An 18,250-nucleotide genomic window follows, 5' to 3' on the forward strand; every position below is an offset into this window, starting at 1 on the left:
GGTCAGGCGGCGTCGAGGGGGAGCACCACGCGTACGCGCTTGCCGACCGGCACGCGCTCCACGACGACGTCCCCCGCCAGCGCGCGGACGATCTCCAGACCGTGCCGGCCGATCCGCTCGGGGTCGCGGGGGAAGACGCGGGGCATGGTGGCGCTGCCGTCGCAGACCGCCACCGTGAGCGAGGAGTCGGTGCCCTCCAGCTCCAGGACGTACGGCCCGCCGCTGTGCCGGTCCGCGTTGGTGACCAGCTCGCTCACCACCAGCAGCACCGCGCCGTCGGCGCGCTCGTCGATGGCGGCGCACCACTCGGTCCTCAACTGCTGGAGGAAGTGCGCCGCGAAATCCCGCGCCTCGGCGATGCATCCCGGTTCGCCGGTGAAGTGTGCCGCCCGCCGCAGCGGTTCCACGGGCACGTCGAAACCAGTCGGTATCACTGCCCCGTCCAGGTGGTAGGTCATGCGTTTTCTCTCTGCGAAGCCGGGCCTGCCGGACGAATCCGCACCAGTCCTGGTACCCCGACTCCGGCGGTGCAGTCCACCTGATCCGTGTGCGACCTCGTGGGGCGGGGAACCCGGGTCCGGCGGGGTCCCGGCGGGAAGGGGCGTGCCATGAACGAGCTGACGGCGGTGCGCAGCCTGACGACGCTGCCCGTGGTGACGCTGGGCGGCGATGCCGTGGCGCATGTCAAGGACACGGTCTTCGACTCCGGGGCCGGGCGGATCGCGAGCTTCACCCTGACCGGCCGGACCCTGCTGTCGGGCCCGCTGCCGCAGGATCTGCCCTGGCCGGCGGTGCACTGCCTGGGCCGTCACGCGGTGATGGTCCGCGACGAGGGGGCGCTGTTCGACGTGCCGCTGTCGGTGGCCCGGCGTGACGCGCTGCGCGGGCGGCTGCTCGGGGCGCAGGTGCTGACCGACGACGGGGACGTAGTGGGCACCGTGCTCGACGTGATCGTGGAGGGCGGCACCAGCGGCCGGCTCGTCGCCTTCCGGCTCGCCGCGCAGCGGGAGCTGGTGCACGGCTCGCGGCACCGCAGGCACCGGGTGTACGTGCCGCGGGGCGAGGCCCTGAGCGTGTCCGGCCGGACGCTGGTGATCCCGGCGCACGCGACGGCGTACGTCACCGACGACCTGCCGGCCTTCGTCGCCCGCGTCGGCGTCCACCACAGGAGCGTGGCCCGGTGATGCTGTTCTCAAGGGTGCGGGGGCTGCCCGTACTGACTCCGGGCGACGCGAACCGGGTCGGGGTGGTGCGGGCCCTGACGGTCGACGCGGCGTCCGGGGAGGTCACGCATGTCCGGATACGGCGCGGGCGGCTGCGCAGGGAGGCGGTGGTGCCCTGGGCCGCGCTGGGCGCGGCCGGCCCGGACATGCTGATCGTACGGCCGTCGGGCGAGCCCGAGGAGGTGCCGCCGCACCGCGATCTGGTGGGGAGCAGGGTGCTGACCGAGTGCGGCGAGGAGAGGGGCACCGTGCTCGACGCGGCGTTCGATCCGGTCACCGCGCGCATCGAGGCGGTGCTGACGACGCGCGGCGAACTGCCGGCCGACCGCCTGCTGGGCCTCGGCGACCACGCCCTGGTGATCCGGACGGGCCACGGGCATCCCGGTTGGGGGGTCTCGTTCGGATCTTGCCGGGGTCGCGCCGGCTGACGAGGCGCCGCCACCCGGAGCCGGCCTGATCCAAACGACACCCCCTGGGCTCTCCCGGCGGGCGGGGGCGGGCGGGGCTGCTTAGCGTGCAGAGGTGAGTTCACGCATCCCTTCCGGCCGTCCGGTCGCCCGTCACGGCTGGGCGCAGGCCCTCGCCACGGTTCTCGGCGCGCTGATCGTCATGGGCGCGGTGGCCGCGCTCGGGCTGTGGGCGGCCGGGGCCGGGGACCTCCCGGGCGGTTCCTTCGGCCCGGTGCTCGCGGCGACCGTGGTCACCGCGGTCGGCGGCACGGTGGAGCTCGCGGGGGACGCCGGCGGCCTGGCGGGTACGGAGGGCGGCCTGACGGTCATCCCGCTGTCCGTCACCCTCGTCGGGGCGCTGGTCATCGGCTGGGGATTCCTGCGTCCGCTGCGTCACCGCGCGGTCGCGGGAGCGCCGGAGCTGGCCGGGTGGGCCGCGCGGATCGCCGCCCTGTGGCTGCTCGCGGTGCTCGGACTGGCGCTCGGCGCGCGGCACACCTTCGAGATCTCCCTCGGGGACGGCCCGCTCGGCGACCTGGGTGACCTGTTCGGCTTCACGCCGGTGGTGGGTTTCTCCACGGACGTGGCGCCGACCGTCCTCATCGGCCTGCTGTGGCTGGCGGGCGTGCTGGTGGTGACGCTGGCGGTGTCCCGCGGCGCTCCGCTGCCGGCCGGGCTGCTGCGCTTCCAGTCGTCGGTGCGTCCCGCGGCGCACGCGATGGTGCACCTGCTGCTCGCCGCCGTCGTCATCGCCCTCGTCATCGCGCTGGTCGTCGCCGCCACCCGGGGTCACCCGGCCGAGACGTTCGCCGTGATCCTGCTGGGGCTGCCCAATGTGGCCTGGCCGGCGCTGACGGTCGGGCTCGGTGCCACGTGGGACGGCAGGGTGGAGGGGCCCTTCGGGCTGCCGATGCCCCCGGTGCTGGACGAGGTGCTGCGCACCCCGGACGTCTCCGCGCTGAACCTGGGCACGCTCGTCGAGCACGACGGCGCGAAGTGGTGGTGGCTGCTGGTGGTGGCCGCGGTGCTGCTGCTCGCCACCGCGTGCGTGATGGCGGCGAGGTCCCCGGCCGGGGTCCGGGCCTGGCAGCACGCCGTGCACATGGCGGTGGCGCTGGCGCTGACCGTGCTGATGATCTGCCTCATGGCGCGGATCTCCGCGCGGCTCGGTCTGTCCGTGCTCGGCATCGGCGACCTGGGCGAGGGCTTCTCCGGACAGGTGCTGCTGAAGCCGCGTCTGTGGGCCGCCCTGGGTCTGGCGCTGCTGTGGGGGCTGGTCACCGGCTTCGCGGGGGCGCTGTCGGCCCGCGCGGTACGCCGGCGGGGCGCGGGGCGGGAGGACCGCTGATCCGGGGGCGCTGTCAGGCGACCGGGACGCCGAGGACGCGGGCGGCGCGCTGCATGCGCAGGGCGTCCACCGACTCGGCCAGCAGTTCGTACTCGGTGGTCTCGTCGCCGGTGGCGACGCGCACCATCCGTCCGGCGGCGAGCGCCTCGGCCACCTCCTCCTGCCGGGCGACGTCGCCGCACCAGGTGCGCAGCACGGCGGGCACGTCGGGCACGCCGTCGGGAACGGGGACGAGCGCACCCGTCGGTAAGTGCTCGGCGTCGGGCTGCGGGTCGAGGCGCTCGGCGATCCAGAGGGCGCGGTCGCGCAGCCACCACAGGGCGAGGGCGAGCGTGGGCGCCCGGTAGGTGCCCAGGGGTACGCCGATGCGCCGGCCGTCGCAGACCCCGTACGCGGTGACATGGCACAGGAATTCGTCGTGCACGTTCCCTCCCCCGCTGCGTTGCTCGCCCGCCGGGCCGGGCCGGCTGCCCGCCTCGTGGCTCGCATGCTGTGCGTGAGGGCGCCGTCGCGCGGTGTGAAGCGCTCTCGCTGTTGAGTATGTTCACCGCTGAAACACTGTCACCATGTGTTTCCGGCCAGTCTCCTGGCATATTCACGGCCGCAGCTGGCCGAAACGGTACGTGTGGGGCCGGTGGGGCGCATATGACCTCGCGGGATTCCGGCCGCCGACCGGGGCGGGCGGCGGCCGGACGTCGGGCTACTGCTTCACGACCGCGTCGATGCGGGCCAGCTCGTCCTCGGTGAAGTCGAGGTTCCGCGTCGCGGCGACGCTGTCCTCCAGCTGCCGCGGGCTGCTCGCGCCGACCAGCGCGGAGGTCAGGCGGCCGCCGCGCAGCACCCAGGACAGGGCCAGCTGCGCCAGGCTCTGGCCGCGGGACGCGGCGATCTCGTTGAGCGTCCGCAGCCGGCCCACCAGCTCCTCGGTGAGGGCGTCGGTGTTCAGGAAGGGGCTGTCGCTCGCCGCCCGGGAGTCCTCGGGGATGCCGTCCAGATAGCGGGCGGTCAGCAGCCCCTGCTCCAGCGGGGAGTAGGCGATGGAGCCGATCTGGAGCTCGTCCAGGGCGTCCATCAGCCCCTCGTCCTCCGGGCGGCGGTCGAGCATCGAGTAGCGCGGCTGGTTGATCAGCAGCGGGGTGCCCAGCTCGCCGAGGATGCGGGCGGCCTCGCGGGTCTGCTCGGCGGAGTAGTTGGAGACGCCGACGTACAGCGCCTTGCCCTGCTGGACCGCCGAGTGCAGGGCGCCCATCGTCTCCTCCAGGGGAGTCTCCGGGTCGAAGCGGTGCGAGTAGAAGATGTCGACGTGGTCCAGGCCCATGCGGTCGAGGCTCCGGTCCAGTGAGGACAGCAGGTACTTGCGCGAGCCCCATTCGCCGTACGGGCCCGGCCACATCAGATAGCCCGCCTTGGTGGAGATCACCAGCTCGTCGCGGTACCGCGCGAAGTCCGACTTCAGCGCCTCGCCGAGGGCGGACTCGGCCGCACCGGGCGGGGGACCGTAGTTGTTGGCGAGGTCGAAGTGGGTGACGCCCAGATCGAAGGCGCGGCGCAGGATGGCGCGCTGGGTCTCGGCCGGACGGTCGGGACCGAAGTTGTGCCACAGGCCGAGCGAGAGCGCGGGGAGCTTCAGGCCGCTGCGTCCGGTGCGCCGGTAGGGCATGTCCGCGTAACGGTCGGGGTGTGCGGTGTACAACACGACTCCAGAGGGGTTGGCACACGACTCGGCGGTTCCGTCGAACCGCCCGTCCACTCTGGCGTGACCTGCGGGGAGTGGTCCAACAGAAGAATCCGATGGAATTCAGCGGATACGCTTCTCAATCATGGAACTGCGTCACCTCCAGCATTTCGTCGCCGTGGCCGAGGACCAGCATTTCACCCGCGCGGCGGAACGGCTGATGGTCTCCCAGTCGGGCCTGTCGGCGTCCATCCGTGCCCTGGAGCGCGAGCTCCAGACGCCGCTGTTCGTGCGGACGACCCGCAGGGTGACGCTCACCGAGGCCGGGCGGGCGCTGCTGGCGGAGGCCGAGCGGATCCTCGCCCAGGTCCGCGCGGCGCACGAGGCGGTGGCGGCGGTGCAGGGCGTGCTGCGCGGCACCCTCGCGCTGGGCACCGAGCAGTGCATAGCCGGAGTGAACGTGGCGGAGCTGCTCGCCGCGTTCCGGCGGCGGCACCCGGACGTGGAGATCCGGTTGCGGCAGTGGGGCTCGGCGGCGCTGGCGGAGGAGGTCGCGGCGGGGCGGCTGGACCTGGCCTTCGCCTACCGGACGGAGGCCGACGCGGAGCACCTGCGCTCCGTGCCGCTGACCGCCGAGCCGATGACGGTGCTGTGCCATCCGGAGCACCGGCTCGCGCGGGCCGGGGTGCCGCTGACCCCGCGCGACCTGGCCGAGGAGGTGTTCGTCGACTTCCACCCGGACTGGGGTCCGCGCCGCGCCACCGACGCCGCCTTCGCCGCCGCGGGCGTACGGCGCACGGTGGCACTGGAGGTGAACGACGTGCACAGCCTGCTCGACCTGGTCGACGAGAACCTGGGCGTCGCCGTCGTACCGCGGCACTTCCGGCACAAACGGGAGGCCCTCACCGCACTCCCGCTCAAGGACACCGGCGAGGCGGCGTACGAGACGGTCGCCCTGCTGCCGTCGCCGCAGGCGACGAGTCCGGCGGCGCGGGCGCTGATGGCCCTGCTGGACCACGGGGGCGCGTGAGGCGCGCGGATGCGCGAAGGTGGACCCATGCATGCCAAGGACATCCTCATCGACGGCTACGGCCGCATCCGGGAAGAGGTCCACGCCGCCGTCGAGGGCCTCGGCCCCGACGGCCTCAACGCCCGGCCGGGCCCCGACGCCAACTCCGTCGCCTGGCTGGTCTGGCATCTCACCCGGGTCCAGGACGACCACATCGCGGACGCCTTCGGACTCGACCAGGTGTGGCTCGCCCAGGACTGGGAGAAACGCCTCGGGCTCGGCCTGCCCCGGCACGACACCGGCTTCGGCCACTCCTCGGCGAAGGTCGCCGCTGTGCGGGTCGACGACGGTGAGCTGCTGACCGGCTACCACGACGCGGTGCACGAGCAGACCCTCGGCGCGCTGCGCGCGCTGACCGCCAAGGACCTGGAGCGGGTCGTCGACGAGGGCTGGGATCCCCCGGTGACCCTGGGCGTACGACTGGTCAGCGTCCTGTCCGACGATCTCCAGCACGTCGGACAGGCCGCCTATGTGCGGGGGCTGGTTCAGAGCACGGACGCGTAGCCCGGCAGAACGACGTCCCGGAGGAGGGCGCCTCGCTCGTCGAAGGGGAGGAACGCGCTCTTCACGGCGTTGACGGTGACCGTGCGCAGGTCCTCGACCGTCCAGCCCGCCTCCTCGACCAGCAGGGACATCTCCCGGGTCATCGTGGTGCCCGAGACCAGACGGTTGTCGGTGTTGAGGGTGACCCGGAAGCCGAGGTCCTTCAGCGCGGTGATCGGGTGCTCGGCGATCGAGGTCGCGGCGCCGGTCTGGAGGTTGGAGGTGGGGCACATCTCCAGCGCGATCCGGCGGTCGCGGACCCAGCCGGCGAGCCGGCCGAGCTTGCCGCCCGCGAGGTCGGGGATGTCCTCGGTGATGCGCACGCCGTGGCCGATGCGCTGGGCCCCGCACACCTGGAGCGCCTGGTGGATGCTGGGCAGACCGTGGGCCTCACCGGCGTGGATGGTGAAGGGCACGTTCTCGGCGCGCAGGTGCCGGAAGGCGTCCAGATGGTCGGCGGGCGGGAAGCCGTCCTCGGCGCCGGCGATGTCGAAGCCGACGACCCCGGCGTCCCGGAAGGCGACGGCCAGGTCGGCGGCCTCGCGGACGCGGTCGAACATCCGCATCCCGCAGAGCAGGGTGCCGACCCGGACGGGCGTCCCGGCGGCGGCCGCCTTGGCCATGCCGGCGGCGAGCCCCTCCTGGACGGTCTCGACGACCTCGCCCATGGTCAGCCCGCCCCTGGTGTTCAGCTCGGGGGCGTAGCGCACCTCGCCGTAGACGACGCCGTCGGCGGCGAGGTCGAGCACGTACTCCTCGGCGGTGCGCAGCAGGCCCTCGCGGGTCTGCATCACGGCGAGGGTGTGCTCGAAGGTGGCTATGTAGCGGACCAGATCACCGGAGTTCGCGGCCTCGACGTACCAGGCGGCGAGCTCGTCGGGGTCGGTGGTGGGCAGGGTGTGGCCGACCGCCTCCGCGAGCTCCACCACGGTGGCGGGGCGCAGCCCGCCGTCGAGATGGTCGTGCAGGACGGCCTTGGGGAGTCGGCGGATCAGTTCGGCGTCTACGCGCGTAGCGGTCATGGCGGGGTCTTCCTCGGGCCGGCGGTACGAATCGGTGGAACGGTGGAGCGGGTCAGGCGGCGGGCTGGAGCAGGTCCCAGCGGTTGCCGTAGAGGTCCTGGAAGACGGCGACCGAACCGTACGGCTCGTGCCGCGGCTCCTCCAGGAAGGTGACCCCGGCGGCGGTCATGCGCGCGTGATCGCGGGCGAAGTCGTCGGTGTACAGGAAGAACCCCACACGCCCGCCGGTCTGGTCACCCACCCGGGCACGCTGGACCTCCCCCTTGGCGCGGGCGAGCAGCAGTCCCGTCCCGGTGTGCCCGGCGTCCGGTTCGACGACGACCCAGCGACCGCCGTCCGGCCGGGGCGCGTCCTCGGCGAGCCGGAAACCGAGCGCCTCGGTGTAGAAGCGGATCGCCTCGTCGTAGTCGTCGACGACGAGGGTGACCAGGGGAATGCGTCTCATCCTGACCTCTCGCAGATGGGATTGACCGGAGAGGTTATACGTAAAACCGGCAGGTGCGCCACTCCGCTCCGGGGAGCCGCCCGGAGCGGGGGTGGGAACGGCGAGGGCGCCAGGGCGCCTTGTCGATCAGGCGGGATCAGCGAGCGGCGTCCGGTACGGCGGGGGGGCGCCGACGCGGCTGGGCGCGGTGCCGGGCGCCGGTGGGTGCGGCGAGACACCCCTGGGGGTGTCCGCAACCTCACTCTCGACTCCTCCCCCATGAGCGGGAGGGGCCCTCACCGCCGCACCGGGCGAACACCCGAGTACGACCAGTACGCGGGCGTCCGCCCGGCACTCCCCCAGCCTTCGGCCGGGGGGGACCCCCGGAGCACGCACCGGACGCCGCGAGGCCCGCCCTTCGGGCGGACGACGCGACGTTGCGGACTCCCCCTAGGGATACGTGTAGGTGTTGAGGGCGGTGACGGCGGCGGCCGGGTCGCCGAGGTCGTAGCGGTCCACGGCGAGGTAGTTGGGCTTCTTGCGGGCGGCCGGCAGGCAGAAGCGGCGGGCGCGGTCGGCGAGCTTGGCGTTGTCGGTGCCGGCCGTGGAGGTGATCGTGGTGTCCCGGAAGTGGTTCATGACGAACAGGGGGCGGAAGCCGGGCTCGGTCCGGGTCAGCGGGATGTTGGTGCCCGCGTCGTACCAGCGGCTGTAACAGGACCAGTCGGAGGCGCCGACGCCCGGCCCCATGGACCAGTGGTTCTCGACGGTCCACTCGCGCTGGTACATCACGCCGAAGGTGTCCCTGGTCAGTCCGGCGGCCCGGTCGGCGGCGCGGCTGTGGTCGCTGAGGATCAGCAGCCGGTGTCCGGCGGCGGCCAGCTCCCCCATGGTCGGCCAGCCGTTCTCCCGGACGCCGGTGCGGTCGGGCCGGTAGAGCACGTCCGACAGCCCTTGGACGCGGGCGAGTTCGGCGCGCAGGACGCCCGGGTCGACGTAGTCCTCCAGGAAGACGGTGACGAACTGGTCGGGGTGGGCCCGCAGGAAGTCGACGATCCGCTGGAGGTCGACCCACAGCGCGACGGGCCTGCTGACCAGGGTGCAGCTGTTGTGGCAGAGGATCGCGCCGTCCGGGGTCTGATGGAGGTCCAGCATGAATCCGCGGACGCCGTCGGCGAGTTGGCGTTCGATGCCCCGGCTCTGGTTGGGGAAGAGGTCGATGAAGGGCGGGGCGAAGCCGCCGTCGACCCCGTTGGCGTAGGCGTTGTGGGCGGTGAGGAAGGTGACCTGGTCCAGGGTGCGTTGATCCTGGGGCGGCATGGGGCGGGTGACCGGGGCGACCGGGGTCAGGTACCAGGCGGCGAGGTCACCCGTGCCGGTGCCGACGGCGAGCGGGGCGGGGTGGTTGGCGCCGGAGGGTTTGGGGGCGACGGTGAGGCGTCGGTCGGTGCCGGGGGCGGCGAGCGTGAACCGGTCGTCCCCGGCGGGGGTGATCTCCCAGCGCGCCTCGGGACTCGCGCAGGCGACGGTCCGCGCCCGGCCGGCGTCGCGGCCGAGGCAGCTGCCGGGGCTGTCGGTGTTCTCCAGCAGGTGGGAGGCGCCGTCGGCCCGCAGGTTCCACTGCTGACGGTCCTCGTCGCCGCGCGGTCTGTGCTGCTCGACCGTCCCGGCGCTGTCGGCGGCGTTGAGCCCGGTCGTCGCGCTCTGGACGTAGTACGCGCCGGGCGGCGGAACCGTGTCGGCCGCCGCGGCGGGTGCGGGTGCCACGACCGTCGCGGCCAGCGCGGCGGCCGTGACGGTCGTGGTGAGCAGGGCGTGGGGGGTGCGCATGGTGGATGCCCTTCGTCCGGGTACGGCCGGACGCGCGGGAGGGCGCGCCGGCCGTGCGGATGGTCAGGGGCATGACACCATGGAGCACGGAACCGCGTCAGCAGTACAGGTTGCCGCCGGGTGACGTTCCGAGGATCTGGGTGAACTGCTGGTACTTGGTCACCCTGCTCTGCACCTGCGCCGGGTTCTTGCCGTCGCACTCCACCCAGCCGTTGATCGCGCGGATCGTGTGGCCGAATCCGGCCTGGTTGACCATGGCGTTGTGCGCGGTCATCGACCCGGGACCGGTCTGGGTGTTCCAGTACCACAGGGCCGTCTTCCAGGCGACGGCGGAGTCGTTCTGCACCAGCCAGGGGTTGTTGAGCAGATTGATGCCGAGCGCGTCGCCCGCCGCCTTGTAGTTGTAGTTCCAGCTCAGCTGGATCGGGCCGCGCCCGTAGTACGCGGACTGCCCGGCCGGGCAGCCGAACGGCTGTCCGTAGTCGCAGTAGTGCGGGTAGTTGGCGGTGTTCTGCTCCACGATGTGCACCAGACCGCCGGTCTCGTGGTGGACGTTGGCCAGGAAGGCGGCTGCCTCCTGCTTCTTCACCGCGTCGCTGCCGGTGTTGGCGAAGCCGGGGTAGGCGCTCAGCGCGGCCTTGAGCCCGCTGTAGCTGTAGAAGGAGTTCCGGTTCGGGAACATCTGGTTGAACTGCGCCTCGGTGACGACGAAGGTCCCGACGGGCGTGCCGGGGCCGTTGTCACAGGCGTACGGCTCCCAGTACCAGGTGCTGATGATCGGGTCGTAGCCCGGGTTGGCGTGCTCGGCGATGTACGCCCTGCCGTCGGTGTAGCGCACGATGTCACCGGCGTTGTACGACCTCCCCGCCACCCAGTTCGGATAGCTGGAGCACGAGGCGGCGGAGGCGGTCGCGGCGGGAAGCAGCACCGGCGCGCCGCCGGCGAGGACGAGGGCGGCGGTCACGGCGGCGATGCGTCTTCTCGACAAGGGATCAACTCCTCTGCGGAACACGGCCGCTCCCGGGCGAGGCATACAGGGGCGGGGCCTCGCCCGCCCGCGCCGGCGGGCCGGTCGCGGCAGTGGGGCGGCCGTGGTGGGGGGTGTGGAGGCACACTCAACCGCTTTGGTCTGTACCAGTCAAGGGTTTAGACCAGTCATCGTGGCGCGGACCCGTCGGTCAGCTCGTGACGGCCAGCGCGGAAACCGGGTTCAGGGCCGCCGAGAACTGGTCGACCACCTGGGCGAGGGCCTCGTCGGCGGCCGGGGCGACGGTCAGCGCGCCGTCCTCGTGCACGGTGATGTCCTTGTCGAGGGTGAACCAGCCCTGCACGATGTGGGCCGCGCCCATGGAGTTCAGCACCGGGCGGAGCGCGTAGTCGATGGCGAGGACATGTGCGGTGCTGCCGCCGGTGGCCAGCGGCAGCACGGTCTTGCCGGTCAGCGCGTACTGCGGCAGCAGATCGAGCAGCGCCTTGAGGACACCGGAGTACGACGCCTTGTAGACAGGGGTGCCGACGACGACGCCGTCGGCGCGGGCGAACAGCTCGACGGCGCCGGCGACGGCCGGGTGCCCGAAGTCGGCGCCGAGCAGGGCGTCGGCGGGGAGGGTGCGCACATCGAGCGGGATCACCTCGTGCCCCTGGGCGATCAGCCGCCGGTCGAGGTGGCGGAGCAGCCGGTTGGTGCGGGAGGTGGCGGAGGGACTACCGGAGACGGACAGCACGGTGGCCATGGGGTCCTCTTTTCGGAGGCAGGTGAAAGGGCGTCAGAACAGCGGAACGGAAAGGGATTTGGCGGGATGTGGCGCACACCGAAGGCAGGGCGCGGCAGAGCGCGCGGAACGCGGCCGCGTGAGGAGGAGAGGGAGAGTGACGGGCGCTCGAGCCGGTGCGGCGAGGGGCGGGCGGCGGTCCGGGAGGATCAGGCCGCGGGGCGACAGCCGGCGCTGGAGACACGCGCGAGGTCGACATGGCGTCGCCGCGTGAGGTCCAGTCGCATCGTCATGGCGACGATCGTGGCAGCCGCCGATCAGCACCGTCAAGGAAACGCCGACGGATCTCGCATCGCGGGCAGGGGACGCCCCCTCCCCCACCTCTACACATAAAGGAGAAATAAGAGCAGAATGAACTTACGCGGCGCTTACCGCATACCGCACCAGACGCGGTCAGGCCTGCTAGTCAAAGGAGACGACTCATGGCCAACGTCTCGCACCCGCGCGGTGACATCACGAGCCACCCCGATGCTCCCGAAATGCGGGCACGGTACGACCGTGTGCTCGGCGGTCGTGATGTGGCCCTTGTGGACGGACCGGTGTTCCTGCTCGGTCTCTACTGTGCGGTGTCCCCGTGGATACTCCACTACACGACGAGCCAGCCCGCGCTCGTGACCCACAACCTGATCGTGGGGATCGCCATCGGTCTGCTCGCCCTGGGGTTCACCGCGGCCCCCGCGCGCATGTACGGCCTCAGCTGGGCCATGTGCGCCCTGGGCGTTTGGATGATCATCTCGCCGTGGATCGTCGGTGACGGCCCCGACGCAGGCGTGATCTGGAACAACATCGTCATCGGCGCCCTCGCCGTGGTCCTCGGGGCGGCGTGCGCGGCCGCGGCCGCCAGGAGCACCCGCCGGTCGTAGTCGGGCCGCGTGAGGAGCCGAGGGCCGGTCCGCGGCGACCGCGGACCGGCCCCTTCATGTCCGGTTCAGGTCCGGGCGGGACTGTACCGGCGGCCCGGGGGCACACGCAGTGCAGCGGAGGTCATGAAAAGAGGGGTGAGATGGAGATCGACGGCATCATCAGTGCCCTCGTCATCGGCATTGTCATCGGCGTCCTGGGACGGCTCGTGGTCCCTGGTCGTCAGCGCATCGGGATCCTGTGGACGATCCTCGTCGGCATCGTCGCCGCACTGATCGGTTCGGCGGTCGCCTCGGCCTTCGGGGTGGCCGACACCAAGGGTGTCGACTGGGTGGAGTGGCTGATCCAGATCGGCCTCGCCGCACTGGGAGTGGCCGCGCTGGACCGCGCGAAGACCGGCCGCTGACGGCGTCGGCCGGTCCGCGTCAGTGGCGGGCCAGCAACTGTTCGTACCAGGCCAGCGTGGCGTCGATCGTCTCGTCCAGCGGCGTCGGCGCCACGCCGAAGGCGCGCTCGAAGGCCGAGGAGTCCATGATCTGCGGCTCGGTGTTCTGGTAGAACATCTCGGCGTACTCGGCCATCATCCGCTCGTCGAACGGGCCGAAGGCGCGCGGTTCCGGCAGGATCACGAGGTTCAGTGGGCGGCCGGTCCGCTTCTCGATCATGGCGTATATCTCGCGCGTACTGACGGCGGGAGCGGTGGGCAGGTGCCAGACCCGCCCGTCACCCTCGGGCCGCTCGCCGAGGGTGGCCAGGCCGGCGGCCACGTCCTCGATGTTGGTGTAGCTGTGCGGCAGGTCCACGTCGCCCAGCCCCAGTACCTCGCCGCCGGTGAGCGCGCCGGGGAACACGGCGCCGCCGAGGGTGGAGTTGAGCACGCCAGGACCGACGAAGTCGGCCGAGCGGCCGAGGACCACCCGGGCGCGGCCCTCCCGGTGCGCGGCGAGGTACCGCTCGTCCAGCTCGGCGCGCATCCGGCCCTTGCGGCTGGTCGCCCGCCACGGGGTCTCCTCGGTCATCACCGCTCCCCCGGTCTCGCCGTACGGGTAGAGCGTGTCGAGGACGACCAGCCGGGCGCCGGACGCCTCGACGGCCTCCAGCACGGCCTCCTGGATGCGGGGCATCACCTCGACCTGGAGGTGGTAGCCGACGTTGACGCAGTGGTAGACCACGGCCGCTCCCTCGACGGCCTCGCGGGCACCGTCGGCGGTGCCGACGTCGGCGGCGCGGCGCGTGACCCCGGCGGGCGTGGGTCCCTCCCCCTTGCGGTCGACGAGACGTACGGCGTGGCCCCGGCGGGCGAGCTCCCGCGCGAGGGCGGTTCCGGCGGGGCCGGCGCCCAGGACGGTGTGCAGGGCGGCAGCGGACATGACGGTCTCCTCGGCAAACGACGCGACGGGTCGCTTATCAACCCTCGCAATAGTTAGAGACTATAACTCCCCCAATCCCCCCTAGCAAACACGCCTGTCCGCCGCTAGCCGCGGGCAGTCGTGCCGCAGGGCGGCACGGGTGGGCGCGACGGCACCCCGTAAGCGCCGGGCTGCGCAACCTCCCCCCGCCCAGGCACCAGCACCCGTTGCGCTGCCCGGGCGTGGGTTGCTCTGCCGGCGTTTGCCGGGTGCCGCTGCGCCCACCCGTGCCGCCCCAGCGGCACGACTGCCCGCAGCTACGCGGTGTCATGGCGCCTCCGTGCAGGCCCGCAGCGGGGTGGGTCGCGGATTAGGGTTGTTGTTGATCAGGACGTCGTGAGGAGGCCGGACCGTGGGCGTGAAGGACGAGGAACTCCGCTACTTGCGGCGCTGTGTGGAGCTGGCGACCGACGCCCTGGAGTCCGGCGACGAGCCGTTCGGTTCCGTCCTCGTGGCCGGCGACGGCACCGTACTCGCCGAGGACCACAACCGCGTGGCCTCCGGGGACCGCACCCGGCACCCGGAGTTCGAGCTGGCGCGCTGGTCGGCGGCCCATATGACGCCCGCCGAACGGGCCGCGGCCACGGTGTACACCTCGGGCGAACACTGCCCGATGTGCGCCGCCGCCCACGCCTGGGTGGGCCTGGGACGCATCGTGTACGTCGCGTCCTCCGAGCAGCTGGTGTCCTGGCTCGCCGAGCTGGGCGTGCCCGAGTCACCGGTGCGGCCGCTGCCCGTCGCCGAGGTCGCCCCGGGCGTGACCGTGGCCGGGCCCGTCCCGGAACTGGCCGAGGAGGTCAGGGAGTTGCACCGGCGCTTCCACCGCGGACAGCGCTAGACCGCGCGCAGTCGGGCGCGGCGGTAGAGGGCGACTCCGCCGAGGAAGAGCGCGGCACCGGTGCCGAGGACCGGAAGCGTGCTGTCGGCGCCGGTCTCGGCGAGAGCGGCGGTCTCCGGCGCGGGGTCGGGGAGCGTGCGCGGCGGAGCGGCGGGCTCGGGCTCGGGTTCCGCCGGACGGTCGGGCCGCTCACCGGAGGTGTTCGTGGAGCTGTTGCCGGTGGCCGCGTTCCCGGCGCCGGCCACGTTCACACTGTTCCCGCTGACGTTGACCGGAAGGTCCACCGGCAGCTGCACCCCGTTGCCGGACACCACGCCCGGCGAGTCGGACGTCCCGCTCACCGCCGCGGCGCCGGCGGCGCCGCCGTCGGAGGCCGGACGTACGCCCCGCTCGGCCGAGTCGTCGTTGACGCAGGTGTTGCCGGCGGCGGGATTGAGGAGGCCCGCCACGTTCACGGTGTTCCCGCACACGTTCACCGGGACGTGCACCGGGAGCTGGATGGTGTTCCCGGACCCCACGCCGGGCGAACCCGCCGCGGCGCCCTCCGCCCCGGCGCCGGCGTACGCCGGCATCGCCACGGCCATCGCGCCCGACGCCGCCGCGACGGCGATCACTCCGTTTCGGGTAACCCGTCTCATCGGTTGCCTGCCTTCCAGAGATGGTCGCGAGCACTCGCCCGCACGGGTTAGAACGCGGCTGCGGCATCCGGGTTATGGCTCATCCGTATGCCACGGCCGGTTCACCCCATCGGGCGCCTCGTCGCTCGAACCCCCGGCAAAGGCGTCGAACTCGTGGCGGCCGAACACACGGACCGGGGCGCGTCGCGGGGCGGCGCCGGCCGACGGGCGGGGGCCGCGGGGCCCGCCTATGGTGAGCGGGGACGCCGGGTTCCCGGTCCGCTGCGGGGCGTCCCTGGAGGCATCGATGCTGGCCAAGCTGTCCAAGCGATCCTCGGTCCGGCGCCGCGAGGTGCGGCCCTCGGTCCGGCGCTGCGCGGCCACGGGGGCGGTCGGGCTGGCCCTGCTGGGTACGGGGCTGACGGCCACCGGCCGCGCGGATTCCGACCTCGACCGGTTCTACGACCAGAGGATCAAGTGGACCGCCTGCGTGATCGAGCAGCTGCCGAAGGACATGCAGTGCGGGAAGATCACCGTGCCGCTCGACTACGCCAAGCCCGGCGGGCGCACGCTCGAGCTGGCCCTCGTCCGCTACCGGGGCTCCGGCGACCCGCGGGGCTCGGTGCTGCTGAACTTCGGCGGACCGGGCGGTTCGGGGATCCTGGGGCTCGCCCACGGCCGCAAGGACTTCCTGGGTCTCACCGAGGACTACGACGTGGTCTCCTTCGACCCCCGTGGCGTCGGCCTCTCGTCCCCGGTCAGCTGCGGCACCGACGCCACCACCGAGGCGCTGGAGGCGACCGACGGCGAGGAGATGGCCGACCCGCGGAAGACGCTCGCGCAGTTGCGCGAGGTGGCCGCCGAGTGCGCCACGCACTCGGGCCCCGTCCTGGAGCACATCGGCACCGTGAACGTCGCACGCGACCTGGACGTGATGCGTCAGGCCCTCGGCGACAAGAAGCTCAACTACCTGGGGTTCTCGTACGGGACCCGGCTCGGGGCGGTGTACGCCGCGCGGTTCCCGGACAAGGTGGGCCGCATGGCGCTGGACGGCGTGGACACGCTGACCGAGCCGCTGGCCGAGCAGGGACTGGCCAGTGCCCGGGGCCAGCAGCTGGCACTGGAGAACTTCCTCACCTGGTGCACCGAGGAGCTCGCCTGTCCGTTCGGGCAGGACCCGCGCGCCGCCCGTCAGCAGGTCGTGGACCTGGTGCACTCGCTCGACGAGAACCCGCTGCCGACCGACTTCGGCTACGAGTTCACCGGTCAGGATCTGGCCGGCGCCATCGGGCAGGGCCTGTACAGCCAGGACATGTGGCCGGTGCTGCAACAGGCGCTGGCCCAGCTGGTGGAGGACGGGGACACGCGCGGGGTCGAGGCCCTCGCCTCCGGGGGGATGGCGCCGCCCGCGGCGCGGCGGGCCGACGACCCCGTCGTCGACCCGGAGGAGGTGCCCCTGGACAATCTGCCGGCGGCACTGATGGCGGTGAACTGCGCCGACGATCCGGACCGGCCCGCCGCCGGGGAGCTGACCCGGGACCTGGCGCGGCTGCGCGCCGCCTACGAGGAGGCCTCGCCGGTGTTCGGCCGGTACCGGCTCGCCCAAGTGGTGCTCTGCTACGGCCGCCCCCCGGGGACCGACTACATCCGCGAGAAGGTCAAGGACCTCGACACACCGGAGATGCTGCTCGTCGGCACCCGGGGCGACCCGGCCACGCCGTACCGCTGGACGGTGGAGACGGCCGAGCGGCTGGGATCCCCGGCCGTGGTGCTGGACAACCGGGACGAGGGCCACACCGGCTACGGGACGTCCGAGTGCGTGCACCGCAAGATCGACGACTTCCTGCTGTACGGCTCCCTGCCGCCGAGCGGCAGTTCCTGTGGATCCGAGGACGAGGACCGGCTCTGACGGGCCGTGGTACCCCGGAGACGCCCAGGGGGACTTCGTCCCAAATGCCCTGTCGGGGAATCCGCCCTATGGTGCTGTCATGGAGCACGATCTGAGTCCCACGACCCTTGCCGAGCTTCGTCGCCCGCGCCCCTACCCCGCGGTGTCCGTGCTGACGCCGACGCACCGGCGCGAGCCCCTCAACACCCAGGACGCGGTCCGGCTGCGCAACGCGGTGGCCGAGGCCAAGAAGAAGCTGGAGTCCGATCCCGCGGTCACCCGGGACCGGCGCGCCGACGTGGCCCGGCAGCTCGACCGGGCCCTGACCGAGGTCGACCTGTCGCACTCCGAGGACGGCCTCGTCATCTTCGCCGCCCCGGGCGAGCACCAGGTGTGGTCGCTCGCGCGCACCGTGCCCGAGCGCGTCGTCCTCTCCGACACCTTCCTGACCCGCAACCTGGTCTCCGCCCACACCGCGGAACGGCCGTTCTGGGTGCTGTCCGTCTCCGCCGACCGGGTCACCCTGTGGAGCGGCGGCGCGGACCGGGTCGTCGAGGAACGCGTCGGGGGATTCCCGCTGAACCGTCCGGAGCCGAACTTCGACCCCGAGCGGCAGGAGCGGGTCGGGGACCAGCCGAGCAACTTCCGGGACGAGGACACCCGCCGGTTCCTGCGCGAGGCCGACACCGCGATGGGCCGGCTGCTGCGCGTCCACCCGCGGCCGGTGTACGTCACCGGTGAGCCCGCCGCCCTGTCGTTGATGTGCGACGCCGGAAGCGTGGCCAAGGACGCCGTGCAGGTGCCGCACGGCGGGCTCGCGCACGGCACACCCGAGGCGGTGTGGCAGGCCGTGCGGCCGGTGCTCGAGGCGGAGGCACGCAAGAGGACCGAGGACGTGGCCCGGGCCCTGGAGTCGGCGCGGGGGCGCAAGGAGTTCGCGGCCGGGGTCGACGAGCTGTGGCAGAGCGCCCGGGAGGGCCGGGTCCGGCTGCTGGCCGTGGAGGAGAACTACCGGATCACGGTCCGTGACACCGGTGACCACCTGGTCGTCGCCGAGGACGGCGACCTGGACGCCCGCGAGGACATCGTGGACGAGATCGTCGAGCAGTGCCTGGAGACCGGCGCCGAGGTCCGCTTCGTCCCGGACGGCGCGCTCGGGGACGCGGACGGGATGGCGGGGGTGCTGCGCTACTGAGGACGGGCCGACCCACCGGTCGGCCCAGCCGCAAACACTTGTGCGTCGAACGTGCGAGTGAGCGATACCGATGGCCGACGGCCCGTC

The 18,250-nt window shown here is 72.6% G+C and carries 21 protein-coding genes; 10 read left to right on the forward strand and 11 right to left on the reverse strand.

Going from position 1 to position 18,250, the window contains the following annotated elements; all coding sequences use genetic code 11:
• Nucleotides 1-2 precede the first annotated feature (2 nt).
• Entirely contained in the window at nt 3-458 is a 456-nt protein-coding gene (locus ACZ470_RS27950; protein WP_468431586.1) for an ATP-binding protein, read from the reverse strand.
• A 150-nt stretch (nt 459-608) separates the two neighbouring features.
• On the opposite strand from ACZ470_RS27950, the gene ACZ470_RS27955 reads away from it, so the two are divergent.
• The 3 genes from ACZ470_RS27955 to ACZ470_RS27965 all read left to right on the forward strand — a co-directional run bounded on the left by ACZ470_RS27955 (nt 609) and on the right by ACZ470_RS27965 (nt 3,020).
• On the forward strand, nt 609-1,184 hold the full coding sequence (locus ACZ470_RS27955; protein WP_468431588.1) for a PRC-barrel domain-containing protein: 576 nt from the start codon (nt 609-611) through the stop codon (nt 1,182-1,184).
• Nucleotides 1,184-1,651: a PRC-barrel domain-containing protein gene (locus ACZ470_RS27960; protein ID WP_468431788.1), complete on the forward strand. Its 468-nt coding sequence runs from the start codon at nt 1,184-1,186 to the stop codon at nt 1,649-1,651. The genes ACZ470_RS27955 and ACZ470_RS27960 overlap by 1 nt, the downstream gene beginning before the upstream one ends.
• A 94-nt stretch (nt 1,652-1,745) precedes the next feature.
• On the forward strand, nt 1,746-3,020 hold the full coding sequence (locus ACZ470_RS27965; RefSeq protein WP_468431589.1) for a streptophobe family protein: 1,275 nt from the start codon (nt 1,746-1,748) through the stop codon (nt 3,018-3,020).
• A 13-nt stretch (nt 3,021-3,033) separates the two neighbouring features.
• Here ACZ470_RS27965 and ACZ470_RS27970 read toward each other — a convergent pair whose 3' ends face one another.
• Complete coding sequence (locus tag ACZ470_RS27970; RefSeq protein WP_468431590.1) at nt 3,034-3,444, reverse strand: hypothetical protein; 411 nt, start codon at nt 3,442-3,444, stop codon at nt 3,034-3,036.
• Nucleotides 3,445-3,720: 276 nt separating this feature from the next.
• On the reverse strand, nt 3,721-4,713 hold the full coding sequence (gene mgrA, locus ACZ470_RS27975; protein ID WP_468431790.1) for an L-glyceraldehyde 3-phosphate reductase: 993 nt from the start codon (nt 4,711-4,713) through the stop codon (nt 3,721-3,723).
• Nucleotides 4,714-4,840: 127 nt separating this feature from the next.
• On the opposite strand from mgrA, the gene ACZ470_RS27980 reads away from it, so the two are divergent.
• Together ACZ470_RS27980 and ACZ470_RS27985 are read left to right on the forward strand one after the other, a co-directional pair.
• Entirely contained in the window at nt 4,841-5,725 is an 885-nt protein-coding gene (locus ACZ470_RS27980) for a LysR family transcriptional regulator (RefSeq protein ID WP_468431591.1), read from the forward strand.
• A 27-nt stretch (nt 5,726-5,752) separates the two neighbouring features.
• Complete coding sequence (locus tag ACZ470_RS27985; protein ID WP_468431593.1) at nt 5,753-6,268, forward strand: mycothiol transferase; 516 nt, start codon at nt 5,753-5,755, stop codon at nt 6,266-6,268.
• On the opposite strand, the gene ACZ470_RS27990 is transcribed toward ACZ470_RS27985, so the two are convergent.
• The 6 genes from ACZ470_RS27990 to ACZ470_RS28015 form a co-directional block, all read right to left on the reverse strand.
• Entirely contained in the window at nt 6,250-7,329 is a 1,080-nt protein-coding gene (locus ACZ470_RS27990; RefSeq protein WP_468431595.1) for an adenosine deaminase, read from the reverse strand. The two genes, ACZ470_RS27985 and ACZ470_RS27990, sit on opposite strands and share 19 nt — an antisense overlap.
• 52 nt (nt 7,330-7,381) lie before the next feature.
• Nucleotides 7,382-7,774 (reverse strand): VOC family protein, encoded by a 393-nt coding sequence (locus tag ACZ470_RS27995; RefSeq protein ID WP_468431596.1) that lies wholly within the window; start codon nt 7,772-7,774, stop codon nt 7,382-7,384.
• A gap of 429 nt (nt 7,775-8,203) precedes the next feature.
• Entirely contained in the window at nt 8,204-9,583 is a 1,380-nt protein-coding gene (locus ACZ470_RS28000) for a phospholipase (RefSeq protein WP_468431598.1), read from the reverse strand.
• A gap of 97 nt (nt 9,584-9,680) precedes the next feature.
• Complete coding sequence (locus tag ACZ470_RS28005; RefSeq protein WP_468431600.1) at nt 9,681-10,571, reverse strand: glycoside hydrolase family 19 protein; 891 nt, start codon at nt 10,569-10,571, stop codon at nt 9,681-9,683.
• Between the two features lie 190 nt (nt 10,572-10,761).
• Complete coding sequence (ssuE, locus tag ACZ470_RS28010; protein WP_468431601.1) at nt 10,762-11,316, reverse strand: NADPH-dependent FMN reductase; 555 nt, start codon at nt 11,314-11,316, stop codon at nt 10,762-10,764.
• Nucleotides 11,317-11,504: 188 nt separating this feature from the next.
• Nucleotides 11,505-11,588, reverse strand: coding sequence for a putative leader peptide (locus ACZ470_RS28015; RefSeq protein WP_468431791.1), 84 nt, complete (start codon nt 11,586-11,588; stop codon nt 11,505-11,507).
• 189 nt (nt 11,589-11,777) lie between these two features.
• Between ACZ470_RS28015 and ACZ470_RS28020 the strand changes: the two genes are divergently transcribed.
• Together ACZ470_RS28020 and ACZ470_RS28025 are read left to right on the forward strand one after the other, a co-directional pair.
• The gene (locus ACZ470_RS28020; RefSeq protein WP_468431603.1) at nt 11,778-12,218 is read left to right on the forward strand and encodes an SPW repeat protein; all 441 of its coding nucleotides are present in this window, start codon (nt 11,778-11,780) and stop codon (nt 12,216-12,218) included.
• Nucleotides 12,219-12,358: 140 nt separating this feature from the next.
• Nucleotides 12,359-12,622 carry a GlsB/YeaQ/YmgE family stress response membrane protein gene (locus tag ACZ470_RS28025; protein WP_468431604.1) on the forward strand — a complete coding sequence of 88 codons (264 nt, stop codon included), beginning with the start codon at nt 12,359-12,361 and terminating at the stop codon, nt 12,620-12,622.
• A gap of 19 nt (nt 12,623-12,641) precedes the next feature.
• On the opposite strand, the gene ACZ470_RS28030 is transcribed toward ACZ470_RS28025, so the two are convergent.
• Nucleotides 12,642-13,586: an SDR family oxidoreductase gene (locus ACZ470_RS28030; protein ID WP_468431606.1), complete on the reverse strand. Its 945-nt coding sequence runs from the start codon at nt 13,584-13,586 to the stop codon at nt 12,642-12,644.
• A 391-nt stretch (nt 13,587-13,977) separates the two neighbouring features.
• On the opposite strand from ACZ470_RS28030, the gene ACZ470_RS28035 reads away from it, so the two are divergent.
• Nucleotides 13,978-14,463: a nucleoside deaminase gene (locus tag ACZ470_RS28035; RefSeq protein WP_468431607.1), complete on the forward strand. Its 486-nt coding sequence runs from the start codon at nt 13,978-13,980 to the stop codon at nt 14,461-14,463.
• On the opposite strand, the gene ACZ470_RS28040 is transcribed toward ACZ470_RS28035, so the two are convergent.
• The gene (locus tag ACZ470_RS28040; RefSeq protein ID WP_468431608.1) at nt 14,460-15,077 is read right to left on the reverse strand and encodes a chaplin; all 618 of its coding nucleotides are present in this window, start codon (nt 15,075-15,077) and stop codon (nt 14,460-14,462) included. The two genes, ACZ470_RS28035 and ACZ470_RS28040, sit on opposite strands and share 4 nt — an antisense overlap.
• A gap of 310 nt (nt 15,078-15,387) precedes the next feature.
• Here ACZ470_RS28040 and ACZ470_RS28045 point away from each other — a divergent pair, with 310 nt between their 5' ends.
• Together ACZ470_RS28045 and ACZ470_RS28050 are read left to right on the forward strand one after the other, a co-directional pair.
• The gene (locus tag ACZ470_RS28045) at nt 15,388-16,989 is read left to right on the forward strand and encodes an alpha/beta fold hydrolase (RefSeq protein WP_468431793.1); all 1,602 of its coding nucleotides are present in this window, start codon (nt 15,388-15,390) and stop codon (nt 16,987-16,989) included.
• 79 nt (nt 16,990-17,068) lie between these two features.
• Nucleotides 17,069-18,163: a baeRF3 domain-containing protein gene (locus ACZ470_RS28050; RefSeq protein WP_468431610.1), complete on the forward strand. Its 1,095-nt coding sequence runs from the start codon at nt 17,069-17,071 to the stop codon at nt 18,161-18,163.
• The last annotated feature ends 87 nt before the right edge of the window (nt 18,164-18,250 follow it).

Source organism: Streptomyces sp. NPDC031111, from assembly GCF_055570675.1.